The 14,636-nt window shown below is 71.9% G+C and carries 12 protein-coding genes and 2 pseudogenes; 2 read left to right on the top strand and 12 right to left on the bottom strand.

Annotated features, from left to right (window positions below; all coding sequences use genetic code 11):
- The first annotated feature begins 199 nt into the window (after window positions 1-199).
- The gene (locus AB0J04_RS24595; protein ID WP_363170697.1) at window positions 200-649 is read left to right on the top strand and encodes a hypothetical protein; all 450 of its coding nucleotides are present in this window, start codon (window positions 200-202) and stop codon (window positions 647-649) included.
- 82 nt (window positions 650-731) lie between these two features.
- On the opposite strand, the gene AB0J04_RS24590 is transcribed toward AB0J04_RS24595, so the two are convergent.
- From AB0J04_RS24590 to AB0J04_RS24535, 12 genes and pseudogenes are all read right to left on the bottom strand, one after another.
- A complete protein-coding gene (locus tag AB0J04_RS24590) occupies window positions 732-1,889 on the bottom strand; it encodes an AI-2E family transporter (RefSeq protein ID WP_363170696.1) in 1,158 nt (385 codons plus the stop codon).
- Between the two features lie 96 nt (window positions 1,890-1,985).
- Complete coding sequence (locus AB0J04_RS24585; protein ID WP_363170695.1) at window positions 1,986-2,786, bottom strand: Tat pathway signal sequence domain protein; 801 nt, start codon at window positions 2,784-2,786, stop codon at window positions 1,986-1,988.
- Between the two features lie 211 nt (window positions 2,787-2,997).
- Window positions 2,998-3,459 (bottom strand): hypothetical protein, encoded by a 462-nt coding sequence (locus tag AB0J04_RS24580; RefSeq protein ID WP_363170694.1) that lies wholly within the window; start codon window positions 3,457-3,459, stop codon window positions 2,998-3,000.
- Window positions 3,460-3,469: 10 nt separating this feature from the next.
- Entirely contained in the window at window positions 3,470-5,839 is a 2,370-nt protein-coding gene (locus AB0J04_RS24575) for a Tat pathway signal sequence domain protein (protein WP_363170693.1), read from the bottom strand.
- Window positions 5,840-5,936: 97 nt separating this feature from the next.
- The gene (locus AB0J04_RS24570) at window positions 5,937-6,707 is read right to left on the bottom strand and encodes a TIM barrel protein (RefSeq protein ID WP_363170692.1); all 771 of its coding nucleotides are present in this window, start codon (window positions 6,705-6,707) and stop codon (window positions 5,937-5,939) included.
- Window positions 6,704-8,659: a DUF2264 domain-containing protein gene (locus AB0J04_RS24565; RefSeq protein ID WP_363170691.1), complete on the bottom strand. Its 1,956-nt coding sequence runs from the start codon at window positions 8,657-8,659 to the stop codon at window positions 6,704-6,706. Before AB0J04_RS24565 ends, AB0J04_RS24570 begins: the two co-directional genes overlap by 4 nt.
- A gap of 46 nt (window positions 8,660-8,705) precedes the next feature.
- Entirely contained in the window at window positions 8,706-9,686 is a 981-nt protein-coding gene (locus AB0J04_RS24560; RefSeq protein ID WP_363170725.1) for a hydroxyacid dehydrogenase, read from the bottom strand.
- A 47-nt stretch (window positions 9,687-9,733) separates the two neighbouring features.
- Window positions 9,734-10,576, bottom strand: a complete 843-nt coding sequence (locus AB0J04_RS24555) for a carbohydrate ABC transporter permease (RefSeq protein ID WP_363170690.1) — start codon at window positions 10,574-10,576, stop codon at window positions 9,734-9,736.
- Window positions 10,573-11,541 (bottom strand): sugar ABC transporter permease, encoded by a 969-nt coding sequence (locus tag AB0J04_RS24550; RefSeq protein ID WP_363170724.1) that lies wholly within the window; start codon window positions 11,539-11,541, stop codon window positions 10,573-10,575. The genes AB0J04_RS24555 and AB0J04_RS24550 overlap by 4 nt, the downstream gene beginning before the upstream one ends.
- An 18-nt stretch (window positions 11,542-11,559) precedes the next feature.
- Window positions 11,560-12,876, bottom strand: a complete 1,317-nt coding sequence (locus AB0J04_RS24545) for a sugar ABC transporter substrate-binding protein (protein WP_363170689.1) — start codon at window positions 12,874-12,876, stop codon at window positions 11,560-11,562.
- A gap of 98 nt (window positions 12,877-12,974) precedes the next feature.
- Complete coding sequence (locus tag AB0J04_RS24540) at window positions 12,975-14,057, bottom strand: LacI family DNA-binding transcriptional regulator (RefSeq protein WP_363170688.1); 1,083 nt, start codon at window positions 14,055-14,057, stop codon at window positions 12,975-12,977.
- A gap of 95 nt (window positions 14,058-14,152) precedes the next feature.
- A pseudogene (locus AB0J04_RS24535) lies at window positions 14,153-14,329 on the bottom strand (TetR family transcriptional regulator); the annotation flags it as partial.
- Between AB0J04_RS24535 and AB0J04_RS24530 the strand changes: the two are divergent.
- Window positions 14,322-14,636, top strand: a pseudogene (locus tag AB0J04_RS24530) (LLM class flavin-dependent oxidoreductase); the annotation flags it as partial. The pseudogenes AB0J04_RS24535 and AB0J04_RS24530 sit on opposite strands and share 8 nt — an antisense overlap.

Here is a 14,636-nt window from a genome sequence, read left to right as displayed (position 1 = left end):
ATGGGTGTCGTCGACGTCGAGGCGTGGGCGACACCCGTCTTGACACCCTTCTTCGCGATGATCGATGACGTCGGGAACGTGCCTGCCTCCACCCCGTGTTGAAGAACGGCCGCGCGAAAGCGGTGCGGTTGGCGACACTGGACACGATCTGCCGAGATCGACGTCCACAGGCACGGGGGAACGGAAGGAGGCGTGGAACATGATCGAGTGGGTGTCGCTGAGGCCGGGTACCCGGCCCGTGCCGCAGCCGGTCGCCACCCCGCTGGTGTGGGGCACGGCCTTCGGCGGTGCCCTGATCCTGGTGGCGTTGCACAACTTGCTGCTGGGCACGGACCGGCCGGGGTTCGCGCTGGCGGCGCTGTCTCTGCTGGCGGCCTTACTGGGCCTGTGCGCCCGTTTCACCGCGGCGCCCGGCACGGCCGTCCTGTGCTGGCTGATGCTCAACGGGTTCGCCGTCCCACCCGCCGGGACCCTCACCTGGGCCGGCGACCGGGACGCGTTCTGGCTGAGCTGCCTGTGCGCCGCGGCCCTCGTCGGCACGGCGCTGGCCCGGATCCTCGACGCCCGCGCCGCCTACCGCCGTATCGCGGCAGCCCCGGCCGCTTCGGCGACGGACCCGGAGGACGGGGCGGCGGGCGGCCAGACCTGAGCGCCGACTCGACGCCGACGACATCGAGGGCTTCGACGCGGGGGCGGACGTCCCGCAGCGGGGGCGGACATCGCGCACACGACTATCCGGCCGAGGGATCGGGATCCGTGGTCGTCGCCGTCCGGTCCTGATGCCGCAGCGCCTGGCGGACGGACCACACCACGGCGACGAGGGGCACGGCCACGACCGCCCCGATCACGCCCGCCGCGACCGCTCCGCCCGTCACCGACAGGGCGACCACCACCGGATGCAGCCGGACGGCCCAGCTCATCACGATCGGGTGCAGCAGATGGCCCTCGATCTGACCGATGATCACGATCAGCGCCACGACCACCGCGGCGGTGAGCGCCCCCTTCGACGCGAGGGCGACGACGGCCGCGACCGACAGGGCGATGGGCGAGCCGATCAGCGGGATGAACGCGGCCGTGAATTCCAGGAGCGCCAGCGGCACCGCGAGCGGGACGCCCAGCAGGGACAGCGCGATCCCGACGAGGACCGCGTTGATGGCGGCGACCAGAAGGATGCCGTGGGTGTAGCCGGTGAAGGTCCGCCAGGCGGTCCGGCCCGCGACGGCCACCCGGCTCTGGGCCGGCGGCGGAAGCTGCTCGCAGAACCAGTGCCACTGCCGGTCGCCCGAGTGGGTGAAGAAGACCGCGCAGAACAAGGCGAGGGCGAGGACGGTCAGCACCTCGAGGAGCCGGCCGGCGCCGCTGAGCGCGGTGCTGATGACGGTGGAGCGGTGGCTGGAGAGCAGTCTGCCGATGCGGGACTGGACGTCGTCCAGCGCACCCGGCTCCAGCCGGAAGGGCGGCTCCTCCAGCCGGTGCTCGATCCGGTCGAAGCCCGAGACGAACTCCCGCTCGAGTCCGGTCCGCTGTCCGGCGACGGTCTCGCCCACCAGGGCCAGGCCGCCGAGGACGAGGACGATGCCGGCGGCGACCGAGACCGCGACCGCGAGCGCCCGTGGCAGGACACGGGAGAGGAGGTCGGCCAGGGGCTTCAGCACGGCCGTGACGACGAGACCGAGGAAGACGGCGACGGCGATGCGATGGAACTGTCCCAGTACGGAGAAGGCGGCCTGCACGACGACGCCGACGACGAGGATGCGCCAGGCGTACGCGGCGGCGCTCCGCAGCGTGCGCGGCACGCGGGCCTGCGTACGGCCGGTCTGCGTACCGCCGGTCTGCGTACCGCCGGTCCGGCCGGGCGGTGACGCGGGCGGGTCGGAGTGGGGGGACATGCCCCTCTTCGTTCCACCCGCGGCCCGGCCGCCCACGCGGACGGCCGCGGATTCCCCCGAAGGCCTGCCGGGGAGGCCGTCCGCGGTCCCGGCTCCTCAGACGAGCTGGTAGCCGCGCAGGTTGGTGAGCAGGAGGTAGCAGTCCTGCAAGGACCCGGAGGTGTCGCCGAGGGAGCGGTAGATGCCCCACTTCGGGCGCACCCGGTCGGCGAGGAAGGTGTCGACACCGGTCTTCGAGGCGTCGACGACGGTGGTCGAGCCGCTCTTGAGGATCCAGCGCACCGAGCCGGCCGAGCCGTCGCCGACCTTGATCTGGAAGTCGACGTCGGTCCATTTGTCGTGCAGGGGAGCCAGGTCGGTGCGGCCCACGAGGATGTCCTGTTCGAACAGCTTGAGCTCGATGGTCTGCACCCCGTTCACCCGGCGCAGCGACTGCACGACGATCGGCGAGGTGCCGGTGCCGGGCTGCTTCATCTGCATGATGTGCGTGAAGGTGGTGGTCGCCTTCAGGGAGCTGGGGATGTACATCGAGTACGTGACCCGCCAGGTCTGACCCGAGGTCCACTTGAGGTAGTTGCTGCCGCTGCCGTTGCGCAGACCGGTGACCTCCTGGCGCTGACGGTCGGTGGAGGTGTCCCGGTCGGCCATGTGCATGTTGAAGCGCCAGTTGTTCCCGGTGGCGAAGATGTGCGGCTGACCCGATGTGTGGGAGTCGGCGCGGTCGTCCTCGACGGTCTCGAAGGCGCCGAGGCCGGCGCTGCTCGCCGACGGCGCCCACTTCTGCTGCCAGGAGGCGGCGTACGCGGTGCCGGGCAGGCCGCCGACCGTGGCCGCCGCCGCGCCGCCGAGCGCCGCGCCGAGCAGGGTCCTGCGTGATGCGTTGCGGGATGTGCTCATGACTGACTCACCTCGTTCTCGTTCATATACATGGACAAGGTTCATGCATCAGATTGAGGGGCGTGGAACAGAGTCCCGGCCGGACCGAGCACGGTCAATGGTCCGGACCGATGAGGGCGCAGCGGTTTCCGGCCAATCTCCGCAGCACGTCAGTTCGTGAACAGGGGGCGTAGGGCTCGTCCTGCGGGGTGAAGACGAGGATGTACTTCGCTCAGACGGCGACAGCCACGTCCCGCAGCCGGGCCAGGGCGTCCGCCTCGCCGGGGAGGGTCAGGCCGAGGGCCGCGGCGGCACGGTCGCGTCGGGCCGCCAGGTCCGGCATGTCCGCCAGGTACTCGGCCGCGAGTTCCTGGCTCTCCTGCGCGGTGAACGTCCGGCAGTCGCGCCACCACGGGACCACCAGCAGGAGCCGCAGGAGTTCGGGCAGCCCCATGGCGATGAGCGACGCGCCGCCTTCGGAGTCGGCGAACAGGATCGGACGTTCCTCGCCGCCCTCACCGCAGAAGAAGTAGGTGCCCCCGGCGCCGTCGCCCGCGAAGCCCTCCAGCCGGGCGCCCGAGGCGAGGTGCACCTCCTCTCCGTGGTCGCTTCGGTCCAGGTCGAAATCGCCTGGCCAGGCGAGGAAACGGGCGGCTTCGTCCTGCTCGCGGACGGCGGCGATCAAGGCCTTCATGCGCGGCACTCTACGACTCCCGCCGATCGGATCGGCTGCCGGGCAGTCCCCACCGGGGCGCGTCCTCGTTCGGGCGTACGGGCGCGACGGTCAGGTCGGGCCGGTCGCCCTCGGCGGTGATCAGCGCCGACTCGCCCTTGCGCAGGGGGACATGGATCGCGCCGTCGCCGGCGTCGGAGCACCGCAGGAAGCGGCCCCGCCCGTCCCGCACGTCGACCGGACCCTGGATCCCGTGCCGTACGACGCAGTCGGCGCCCGCCTCGCTGACCAGCCGCACCCAGCGGGTGGCGCCGCCCCGGCGGCGGGCGCTCAGCAGGAAGGCGCCCTGCGTGCGGAAGTCGTGCACGGCGAGGTCCGTCCAGGCGGCCGGCAGCGCGGGGAACACCCTGATGAGGCCGCCCCAGGACTGGCAGACCATGTCGTGCAGGGACTGGGCCGCCGACAGGGGCGTCTCGATGACCGGGCCCGACTCCTGGTACATGGTGTTGGGCTTGATGAAGCGGGTCATGAGCTCGCCGAGGTACCGCAGCGCGTCCTCGCCCTTGCCGAGCAGCGCGGAGATCGAGGCGGCGCCCGTGAACGTGTAGCCCTGGAGGGCCCCCTCGAAGCCCACCCAGTGCGCCAACGACCTCTCGATCAGGGCGCGTTCGTCAGGCGTGCGGCCGGTCACCTCGTACAGCGGGTAGACGGCGAGCAGGTGCGAGTAGTGGCGGTGGGACTTCGCGAACGGGATGTCCGCACCGATCATGAAACCGTTCGCGTCCGTCGGATAGGGCGCGCGCTTCGCCAGCACCTCACGCCACCGGGGGGCCAACGGGTCGCGGACGCCGAGGAGTTCCGCGGATTCGAGGAGCGTGCGGCAGCCCCAGGTCAGGAGCATCAGGTCGTAGTTGCAGTCGCGTGAGTCGCCGCCGTACTCGGGGGAGAAGGTGGCGGGCAGATGCAGTCTGCCGTCCGGACCGGGCTCCAGGAAGTGCAGGTAGTAGTTGATCGCCCCACGGAGGAGGGGGTAGAGGACGTCCCTCAGGATCGACCGGTCCATCGTGTGGCGGTAGCTGAGCCAGACGTTGTGCAACGCCCAGGTCAGATTGCCGACTTCGGGGGTCGGCGGGTCCTGGCCGGGGATGCCGACCCCGTACCCCATCAGGGCGCTGGCCGCGCCGTTGACGAGATGGGGGTCGGTGGTGCGGGGGATGCCGAGCGAGTCGGCGCGGTACGGCGTCGGCACCTCGGCCGCGAGGTTGCTCCGGAACTCGCTCAACGTCCGGGTGATCGCGTCGAGTTCGAGATGGTTGGAGCCGTGGATGAGCCAGTACTCCAGCTGGGCGTTGAGGTTCCACCAGGTGTTGGGCCAGGGCGTGGGTTCCAGCCAGGGGCCGCTCGTCGCCATCACCGGAGCGTCGCGGCGGGCGGCGGAGGCGGTCTTGTAGAGCTGGATCCAGTAGAAGCGCTGGATACGGGCGTCGGGGACGGAAAGGAAGCTCTTGCGGTAGTACGCGTGCCACCAGGCGCGGTGGCTCACGGCCAGGGCGGAGTAGGGCAGCAGGGCAGCGGCGCGGACCGCCTTCAGGGCTCGGTCCAGGGCTGTGCTCCGCGGGAACGAGTGGGTGACGTGCGCGTAGAGCGTCCGCGTCCGGCCCCTGGTCCGCTCCCGCCAGGCGGTGACGTGCTGTCCGCCCGCCAGCAGCGGCTGAACGGCGGCCGTCACCGCGCCGTGGTCGGCGACCTGGGCGGGCGGGTTGCCCCGGTAGCCGTCCGGCAGCGGCTTGAACGCGGCTCGCGGACTGATCGCGTCCGCCGGGTGGAACACCCAGCGGAAATCGCGCTCGCCCGCGCTCGGCGTCACCTCCACGGCGAGGAGGGAGCGGTCGTTGTGGACCAGGGCGCGCAGCGACAGGGTGCCCTTCTCGGTGGTGAGCGTGCCGGTCAACTCGGCGTCGTGCAGCGAGAGTCGCCAGTCCAGACCGGTGATCGCACCCACCGGCTCCAGGGTGAAGTAGCCGATCGGCAGCCGGGCCAGGCCGAAGAGGGAGCCGAACTCGGGGCGGTGGTCCTGTACTTCGGAGTGCTGGACGTTGAAGCGCACGGCCGTCGGCGCGGTGCCCGGCGCGGCGCTGGGCTCCGCGTAGATCCCGGAGCCGAGGAGGCCGTTGCCGAGGAACGGGCCCTCGTACCAGGTCGTCGGCATCCGCTGCCAGACGAGGTCGGCGTCGTCGAGGACGCTCCGCCAGGGGTCGTCGTGGGCGATGGCCGTCTCGGCGCGGTCGGCCGCGCCGGCCCGGGTGGCCGTCGGGCCGGTGGCCAACAGCGCGCCGCCCAGGGCGGATCCGGTGACGAGGACAGTACGTCTGGACGGGTCGGGCACGGAGGGGACGGACACGGTGCCTCCAGGCAGGCTCAGCGATTCATCGGAGCAATCCCGCGCTGAAACATAGGGAAGGGAGTGATGTACGTCAATGAACCGGGAGAGATCCGATCTATCGAAGCGATCGGGGAGACCGGAGGGATCGGAGGGTCCGGACCTCGCGGGCGAGTGCCTTTTCGTCGTCGTCCGGGACGAACTCCAGGAGGACGTCCAGCGGCCGTCCGGCTGCGCGCAGGCGGGCCAGAGCCGACCGCCACAGCTCGCCGCGGGCGGACAACGGGCGGCGGGTGGTTCCGGGCCACCACGAGAAGGCGTGCACGGCGGCGACGCGGTCGATCAGGGCGTCGAGGCCGCGGAGCGCGTCCGCGTCGGACACGTCGAGCGGCGGTTGCCAGTACGTGCGGACACCGGGGTGGTCGATCTCGTCCAGCAGCCGGAGCGCACGGTCGGCGCCGTCCGTGAGCGTGTTCCGGTGGAACTCGTAGGCGAGTCGGACGCCCGCGTCGGCCGCCAGCGCCGCCGCGCGACGGGTGTCCCCGACGACGGCCGCCCGCGCGTCGGGAGACGTCTCGTCCGTCCCCGTCGCGCCCGCCCAGACGCGGATACGGGGCGCACCGAGCAGCACGGCCGAGCGCAGGACGCCGTCGAAGGCCCCGGGGTCGGAGTGTCCGGCCCGGTAGTACGAACCGTACGAGGCGACCGTGAGCCCCGCTTCCTCGGTGGCGGCGCGGACGTCGGCGGCCACGGCCTCCTCGCCCGCCGGTACGTGGACGTCGGCGCCCCACTCGACGCACTCCAGGCCCGCGTCCACCGCGGCCGCGAGGACGCCGGCCACATCGAGACGGCGCAGCGTGACGGAGCACAGGCCCAGGCGAAGCGTCATGACGGCCCCGACTCCCGCACCGAGAGGCCGCCGGGGCCGTGGGTGTCGTGGGCGCCGAAGTCGACGACCGTGCGGGCTCCGTCGGCCCAGCGGACGGTGACCGCGAGACCGTCCGCCTCGGCGGCGGCCTGCCCGGCGAGGGCGGCCGGGGCCGGTTCGCCCGTGAGGGAGGCGAGCGCGACGAACACCGTGCCGGCACCCGACTCGCCTACCGTTGCGGTGAGTTCGGGGACCAGGGCCCAGGGGCCGTAGGCCGTGCCCTGCGGTGCGCGGACCGTGCGTCGCGTCTGCCAGCCGTGCAGGCCGAGCAACTGGCTTGTCACGTCAGGGCCGTCGAGCCGCAGCTCGGCCTCCCCTGACAGCTCGGCCTCGGGCGGGAGGGCAACTGCCCAGCCGCTGTGGTGGATCGGCGTCCCCGCCGGTACGCAGACCGTGCGGTGCACGCGCAACTCCAGCCTGCCGCGGACCAGCGTCAGGCTCTCGATCCGGGCCGACGGGAGCACCGGACCGCCCTCGGGGAAGACCGGCCGGTGCCAGGAGGCGAGCCAGTCGGGACCGGCGGCCAGGGGCTCGATGCGCACCCGGGCGCTGCGGGTGCCGCGGGCCGTCAGCGCGATGTGGTTGTCGGGAGCGTTGGCGGCGCCGGTCGGCCCGGTGCGGGTGGAGTACGCGAGCCGGGAGTAGAGCGGGTTGCCGGGAGCCTGTTCCGGCTGCCGGGAGTCGAGCTTGCAGCTGCCGTGGTTGTGCATCCGGGCCAGGCCGTCCGCGCCCGTGGTCTGGATGAGCAGCCCGGGGGCGGGGAGGGCGAGCACGCGGTCGGGTCCCTCGGCCGGTGCCTTCTCCTCGGCGGCCGTCCACACCGGGTGCTCGGCCGGGAGCAGCAGGGCGAGGAAGCCCTTGGACGCCCAGTAGGGGGAGCCGGGGCCGGAGTAGGGCTGGAGGGTCGCTGCGTGCGGGCCGTACCAGCCGAGGCCGAGGAGTCCGTCGTCGCTCAGGGCGCCGCGGTCCAGGAAGTGCCGCAGCGCCCCGCTGAGGACGCGGCGTGTGACACCCGGGGGGTGAGGGGTCGTGTTCGTGAGGGCGCCGAGGGCCACGGCGGCGCCGGCGGCGAAGCGGTAGGTGAGGGAGCGACCGTGGTGGACGGGGGCGCCGTTCGCGTCGAAGAGCAGGGCGAAGCCGTCGAGGAACTCCCGTAGGCGCGGCCCGAGTCGGTCGAGCAGCGCCCGGTCTCCGGCCAGGTGGGCGTGGAGCAGCGGGTAGAAGTGCAGGGCCCAGCCGTTGTAGTGGTCGAAGGCGCGGCCGTCGCCGTCGGAGTACCAGCCCTGTCCCTGGTACCAGCCGTCCAGCAGACCGAGGCCGCGCTCGATCGCGCGATGTGTCTCGGCGTCGCCGCGCCCCGCGGATTCCAGGAAACCCGCGACGGTCAGCGGGAAGAGGTACCAGTTGTTGGGGGCGGGCGTGTGCCGCAGCGCGCCGCGCAGCCATGCCTCGACGCGGTCCTGATCGGCGGCCGCAAGCGTGTCCCAGGTCCAGGGCGCGGTCAGCCGCAGGGCCAGTGCCACGGACGCGGATTCCACCATGGGCTGGCCCTGGACGCCGTGGTGGCCGATCTCCGGCCAGGACTCGGCGTCGTCGCGGCCGGGGGTGCGGGTGCCGCGGGCCAGCCCGGCGGTGTAGCGCTCCAGGAACCCGTGCGGGTCCTTGCCGGCGGCTCCGGCGGCGCGGAACGCGGCGAGCAGGAACGTCCGGGCGAAGCCCTCCAGCCCGTCGGAGCGCACCCCGGACCGGGACGGCGGGCCGGGCAGGTCGATCAGGGCGTGGCCGGGGGCGGCGTAGCGCAGCGCGGCGGTCAGCAGACCGTCGGCGGCGGCCTCCCAGTGGGCGCGGGTGTAGCCGGTGTGCGGGCTGAGGACGCGGTCCGCTGCGGGAAGGGCGAGGGGGTGGTGGGGCATGACGGGGCCACGGCTCCTGTTCGTTGCGGCGGCTGGGCGGAGGCTCTCAGGCGAGGCGGGCCAGGGTTTCGGGCCGGACGGGGTGGGCGAAGGGGCGGCCGAGGACGTACGCCTCCACCTCGGCCAGCGCCAGGTCCGCGAGGCGGCGCAGCTCGCCGCCCTTCGAGCCGGCGATGTGCGGGGTCACCAGGACGTTCGGGCAGTCCCACAGCGGTGAGTCGGCGGGCAGCACCTCCGGCTCGGTGACGTCCAGGACCGCGTGCAGGCGCCCGGACACCACCTCGTCGGTGAGGGCGTCCTGGTCGACGACGGCCCCGCGCGCGGTGTTGATCAGCGTGCCGCCGTTGCGCAGCCGGGTCAGCATGACGCGGCTGACCAGGCCCCGGGTCTCGGGCAGCAGCGGGGTGTGCACGCTGACGACGTCACTGCGGGCGAACAGCTCCGTGAGCGGGACCGGGTGCGCTCCCAGCTTCCGCGCCTCGGCGTCGGGGACGTACGGGTCGTGGAGCAGCACCGTCAGATCGTGCGGGCGCAGCAGGTCGATGACCCGGCGTCCGATGATCGAGGCGCTGAGGATGCCCACGGTGCGGCGGTAGTTGCCCGCGTCGGGGTGGCGTTCGTTCCAGTCGACGCGGCTCCGCTCGGCGCGGTAGACGCGGGCGGTGTCGAGGACGCGTTTGTTGGCGAGCAGGATCATGGCGAGGGTGTACTCGGCGACCGGCACGGCGTTGGCCGCCGCCGCGGAGGACACCGCCAGGCCGCGCTCCCAGCACGCGGCCGTGATGTGGTGGCGCACGGTTCCGGCGGTGTGCACCACCGCGCGCAGCCGGGGCGCGGCCTTCAAGGCCGCCGCGTCGACGGGAGGGCAGCCCCAGCCGGTGATGAGCAACTCGGCGTCGGCGAGGGCGCGGTGGGCGGCGGGGGTGGTCAGATCGTCCAGGACGAGCTGCGGGTCGAGGTCGGTGAGGGCGGCCAGCCGGGCCCGTACGTCTGTGTCGAGGACCTGGTGCGCGGTCTTTTGCGCCATGGCGAGGACGGCGCGCGGGCGGCGGCGGGAACTGCCGTCGAGGTGGGTCACTTGACGCTCCCTGCGGTCAGGCCGGACTTCCAGTATCGCTGCAGAGCGATGAAGGTGACGATCAGCGGGACGACGGCGAGCAGCGAGCCGACGACGACCAGCGGGTAGTACTCGGGGGAGACGGTGGCGGAGCTGTTCCAGGTGTAGAGGCCGAGGCTGAGCGGATACAGGTGCTGGTCGGAGAGCATCACCATCGGCAGGAAGAAGTTGTTCCAGATGGCGGTGAGCTGGAAGAGGAAGACGGTGACGAAGCCGGGGCCGAGCATGCGCAGACTGACGCGGAGGTACGTCTGCAGTTCGCCCGCGCCGTCCACGCGGGAGGCTTCCAGCACCTCGTCGGGCACGTAGCCGCTGCTCAGCAGACGGGCCAGGTAGACGCCGAAGGGGTTGAACAGGACCGGTATGAACACCGCCCAGAAGGTGTTGACCAGGCCGACGCCGGAAGCCACCAGGTAGAGCGGCAGGGCCAGTACGGTCGGCGGGACCATCACGCCGGTGAGGACGAGCCCGAACAGCTTCTCCTTGTGCGGGAACTCGTACTTGTCGAAGGCGTACCCGGCGGCGACGCTGATCAGCGAGCCGACGAACGCGCCGACCACCGCGTACAGCAGGCTGTTGAGATACCAGCGGCCGTAGACGCCGTCCTCCATGGTGAACAGGTCGCTCACGTTGTGCCAGAGCGAGAAGTCGCCGAAGGAGAGGATGTCGCTGCCGAAGAGCGCGTCGGCGTTCTTGGTGGAGGCCAGCAGCAGCCACAGGCTGGGCAGCAGCGTGTACAGGGCCGCGACGAGGACGACGGTGTTGGCCACGGTGCGGCTGGTGAGTCTGGTGGTGGTCATCGCGGACTCCGTTCCCTGCGGCCCGCCCAGCGCGTGACGGCATAGGACAGGGCGCAGGTGACGACGAGGAGGATGACGGAGGCCGCGGAGGCCAGTCCGTAGTTGTTGCGGCGGAAGGCCGCGTCGTAGATGTACATGTTCGGCGTGAAGCGGGAGTTGACCATCGGAGTGGCCTGGTTCATCAGCATGGGCTCGGTGAACAGCTGGAGCGCGCCGATCAGCGCGAACATGCACACCATCACGACGGACCCCTTGATGATGGGCACCTTGACCTGGAGCGCGGTGCGGATGCCGCCGGCGCCGTCGATCCGCGCCGCCTCGATCACCTCGCTCGGCAGGGCCTGGAGAGCGGCGTAGAAGATCACCATGTGGTAGCCGAGGCCGCTCCACAGGGCGATGTTGACGATCGACGGGAGCACGGTGTGCAGCCCCAGGAAGTCGACGGTGACGTCGGCCCGGGCGAAGAGCCTGATGACCGGGCTGAGGCCGGGGGTGTAGAGGTACAGCCAGAGGACGGCGGCGATGATCCCGGGCACGGCGTGCGGCAGGTACAGCAGCGTCTGCGCGGTGCGCCGCAGCCGGATCAGCCCGGAGTCGAGGAGCAGGGCCAGTGCGAGAGCGCCGATCACGATCACCGGCACGAAGATCACGCAGTAGACGGCGATGACCCCGAACCCGGACAGGAAGCTCGGGTCGGTCAGCACCGCGAGATAGCTGCGCAGCCCGGTGAAGACGGTCGTGCCGCCGCCGAAGCCGAGGCCCTTGTGGTCCTCGGAGAAGAGGCTCAGGCCGACGGCGTAGCCGACGGGCACGAGGAACACGGCGACGAGCAGTGCCGTGAACGGGGCCAGGAGCGTGACGCAGGCGAACAACTGCTGCCGGCGTCCGGCCTTGCGGGGGCGGGCCGGGCTCTCGGCCCGCGATGCCGTCCCGGTGTGCTTGCGCGGTTTCCCTGGAGAGATCACTGTGCTCACGGGTGCACCTCAGTGGGTAGTGACCGACAGGCCGAGGCTCTTGAGGTCGGGCAGTGTTCTGCGCTGTCCTTCGCGCAGCGCGCCGACGACGGTGCCGCTGCCGGCGCCCGCCTTCGCGAAGCCGTCCTCGACGGAGGTGATGGTGGAGGTCATCCGCGGCCCCCACTGCCAGCGCGGCGAGATCAGTCCGGCGGACTGCTGGAACAGGCCGAAGATGTCCTGGCCGCCGTAGTAGGCGGTGTCCATCTCCTTGCGGGCGACGGGAACGAGGGCGGGCACGGCCGGGTAGGCGCTGCTGATGCCGCTGGAGAGTTTCGCGCGCAGCGCTTCCGGGCTGGTGACCATCCAGGTGATGAAGTCCAGGGCCTCCTTCGGGTGGTGGCTGTCCTTGGTGACGGTGAAGGTGGAGCCGCCCTGAGTGCCCAGGGACGGCTTGTCCGGGTCCCACTGGGGGAGGGGCGCGATGGCCCACTTGCCCTTTCCGCTGGGAGTGGAGTTCATCAGGGAGCCCGCCGCCCAGGCGCCCGCCGTGTAGCCGACGGTCTCCCCGCTGCGCAGATGCGCCCGCCACTGCTGGCTGTCCACCGGCTCGACGCGCACCAGGTCCTCGTCCACCAGGCGCTGCCAGTACGCGGCGACCTTGCGGGTCGGCGCGTCGGTCATGGAGATCCGCCAGGTGTCCTGGGCGGTCCGGAACCACTGGGCGCCGGCCTGCCAGGCGAACCCGGCCATGTGCAGGGAGCCGTTGGTGAAGAAGCTCGCGATCCGCGAGCCGGGCTCGGCCTTCTTGAGCTTGCGGGCCGAACTCTCGAACTCCGCCCAGGTCTTGGGGACGGGGATGCCGTACTTCGTGAACACGTCCTTGCGGTAGAAGAACATCATCGGCTCGATGTCCACCGGCACGGCGTAGATGCGCCCGTCGAGCGTGGTGAGGTCCAGCGCCTGCGGGAGGATCTTGCGGCGCACCGAGTCGGGCAGCAGCCCGGTGAGATCGCGCGGCACGCCGTCGATGGCGAAGCCGGGCAGCTGCGGGTACTCGATGGTGGCGACGTCGGGGGCGTTGCCGGCGCGGGCGGCGTTGCTGAGCTTGGCATAGCCGCCCTGGGCGCCGGAGGGGACCTGCTGGAAGTCGACCCTGACCTTGTCCTGGCTGCGGTTGTACTCGTCGACGACCTCCTGGGTGCCGCGCAGCGCCGACCAGAAGGTGAGGTGGACCTGCCCGCCGTCCTGGGCGGTGTCGCTGCCGCCGGGGGTGGAGCAGGCGGTGAGCAGCAGGGCGAGGATCGTCAGTACGAGTGGGCGTCGTGGGCGTCGTCGGCCAGGCATGGACCCTCCCGCGTGATGGCTGGGGATACGGGCATCCTGATCGTCTGATGAAAAAGACGTCAATACATCGAACAAAGGAAACTGAAACGGTCAAACAATCAAATCTGCTGGGTGGATCCCCTGACCACCAGGTCGGGCAGCAGCTCCAGGTGCCGGGTCGCGCCGGGGCGCAGCCCGCCGCGCGCCATCTCGAGCCGGCGCAGCAGCAGATCGACTCCGGTCCGGCCGAGCTCCGCCTTGGGCGGGGCGACGGCGGTCAGCGGGACCGATCCCATGTCGGCGACCACGTCGTTGTACGCGACCACCGAACACCGGTCCGGGACCCGGATCCCCGCCGCCTGGAGCCCCTGCACCAGAACCAGCGCGTCCATGTCGCTGTGGATCAGCACCGCGGTGGCCCCGCTCCGGACGACCGTCTCGGCCAGGTCGACCGCCCGCGGGTCGGCGGCGTGCGGGTCGGGGCCCGCGGTGGGCGAGCTGAGAATCGTGCCGCACCCTTCGGCCAGTCCCCGGGCAGCGGTCTGCTCGGCGAACTCGGCGCGGATGGTCCGCGCGGTGGGGCTGTCGTCGCGCGCCGCCAGCACGATCCGCCGGTGCCCGAGGCCGGTCAGGTGCTCGAGGGCGAGGTGCACGCCGTGCGCGTGGTCCGTGCGCACGCAGTCCAGCGGGTAGCTCGCGCTGGTCCGGGCGGGGCGCCGCTCCACCAGCACGGCCGGGACGTCCAGGGCGGACAGCCACGACTGGTCCGCGTCCGCCTCGTCCCGCGTACGCCAGTGCGGCGACAGCAGCAGCCCGCGGGCCCCGGCGTCCAGCGCCTGGCGCACCGCTTCGCGCTCCGCCCCGCCGTACCCGGCGGTGATGTGCAGGGCCAGCCGCAGACCGGCCTTCTCCGCGGCCTCCCGCGCGCCTTGCACGGCCTCGGTGAGATAGGTGTTGCTCTCCGGGACGACCATGGCGATCGCGTCGCTCCCGGCGGCGGTCTCCTCGGGCATCGGCCGCAGTGAACGCGCCACCCCGTGCCCGCGGCGCACCTCGCCGCGCCGGGCCAGTTCCTCGACGTCGCGCCGCATGGTCACGACGGAGACGCCGAGTTCGTCGGCGAGGTCGGTGATGCGCGCGATGCCGCGGTCCCGCACCATCTCCGCGATCCGGGCCTGCCGCTGCTGCGATGACTCCCGCATGTCCCCACCGCTTCCGTCCGTGTGGTCCGCCGGGGCGGCACGGCAACCCGGCGGCTCGCACGATCGCTTTCGCGCGATGTGTTCCATGATAGCGATCAATCGATCACGGTGTGCAGGCCCGCGACGAGGAACGCGACCAGTCGGCGTGCGTCGTAGCGGTAGTCGCTGTCGGCGCCGATGCAGAGGTTTCCGATCCCGCGCATCAGTTGGTAGGCGTCGAGGTCGGCGCGGATCTCGCCCGCGGCGGCGGCGTCGAGGAGCTGGGTGCACACCGCTCCCTCGCAGGTCGACTGCCACGACCTCCTGCGGGTCTGCGCGAGGCCGACGCCCCTGCGGAGATCGAGCACGCCTGGCTGTTCGACCACCTCATGCCGATCGGCGGCGACCCCGACGGCGTGACCTACGAAGGCTGGACACTGCTCGCCGCCCTGGCCGCCCACACCCGACGGCTGCGGCTCGGCGTGATGGTGACCAGCAATCGCTTCCGGCCGCCGGCGATGCCGGCCAAGATCGCCGCCACCGTCGACGTCGTCTCCGGCGGACGCCTCGACTTCGGCATCGGCGTCGGCTCGCGCCCGG

The organism is Streptomyces sp. NPDC050263 (assembly GCF_040655955.1).
Classification (GTDB): Bacteria; Actinomycetota; Actinomycetes; order Streptomycetales; family Streptomycetaceae; genus Streptomyces.
Note: the sequence above shows the minus strand (reverse complement) of the source record. Positions and strands in the feature narration are given on the sequence as shown.

Excerpts from the sequence above, each read along its gene's own strand:
- AB0J04_RS24595 (WP_363170697.1), top strand. The coding sequence starts at position 200 with ATGATCGAGTGGGTGTCGCTGAGGCCGGGTACCCGGCCCGTGCCGCAG.
- AB0J04_RS24590 (WP_363170696.1), bottom strand. The coding sequence starts at position 1,889 with ATGTCCCCCCACTCCGACCCGCCCGCGTCACCGCCCGGCCGGACCGGC.
- AB0J04_RS24585 (WP_363170695.1), bottom strand. The coding sequence starts at position 2,786 with ATGAGCACATCCCGCAACGCATCACGCAGGACCCTGCTCGGCGCGGCG.
- AB0J04_RS24580 (WP_363170694.1), bottom strand. The coding sequence starts at position 3,459 with ATGAAGGCCTTGATCGCCGCCGTCCGCGAGCAGGACGAAGCCGCCCGT.
- AB0J04_RS24570 (WP_363170692.1), bottom strand. The coding sequence starts at position 6,707 with ATGACGCTTCGCCTGGGCCTGTGCTCCGTCACGCTGCGCCGTCTCGAT.
- AB0J04_RS24565 (WP_363170691.1), bottom strand. The coding sequence starts at position 8,659 with ATGCCCCACCACCCCCTCGCCCTTCCCGCAGCGGACCGCGTCCTCAGC.
- AB0J04_RS24560 (WP_363170725.1), bottom strand. The coding sequence starts at position 9,686 with ATGGCGCAAAAGACCGCGCACCAGGTCCTCGACACAGACGTACGGGCC.
- AB0J04_RS24555 (WP_363170690.1), bottom strand. The coding sequence starts at position 10,576 with ATGACCACCACCAGACTCACCAGCCGCACCGTGGCCAACACCGTCGTC.
- AB0J04_RS24545 (WP_363170689.1), bottom strand. The coding sequence starts at position 12,876 with ATGCCTGGCCGACGACGCCCACGACGCCCACTCGTACTGACGATCCTC.
- AB0J04_RS24540 (WP_363170688.1), bottom strand. The coding sequence starts at position 14,057 with ATGCGGGAGTCATCGCAGCAGCGGCAGGCCCGGATCGCGGAGATGGTG.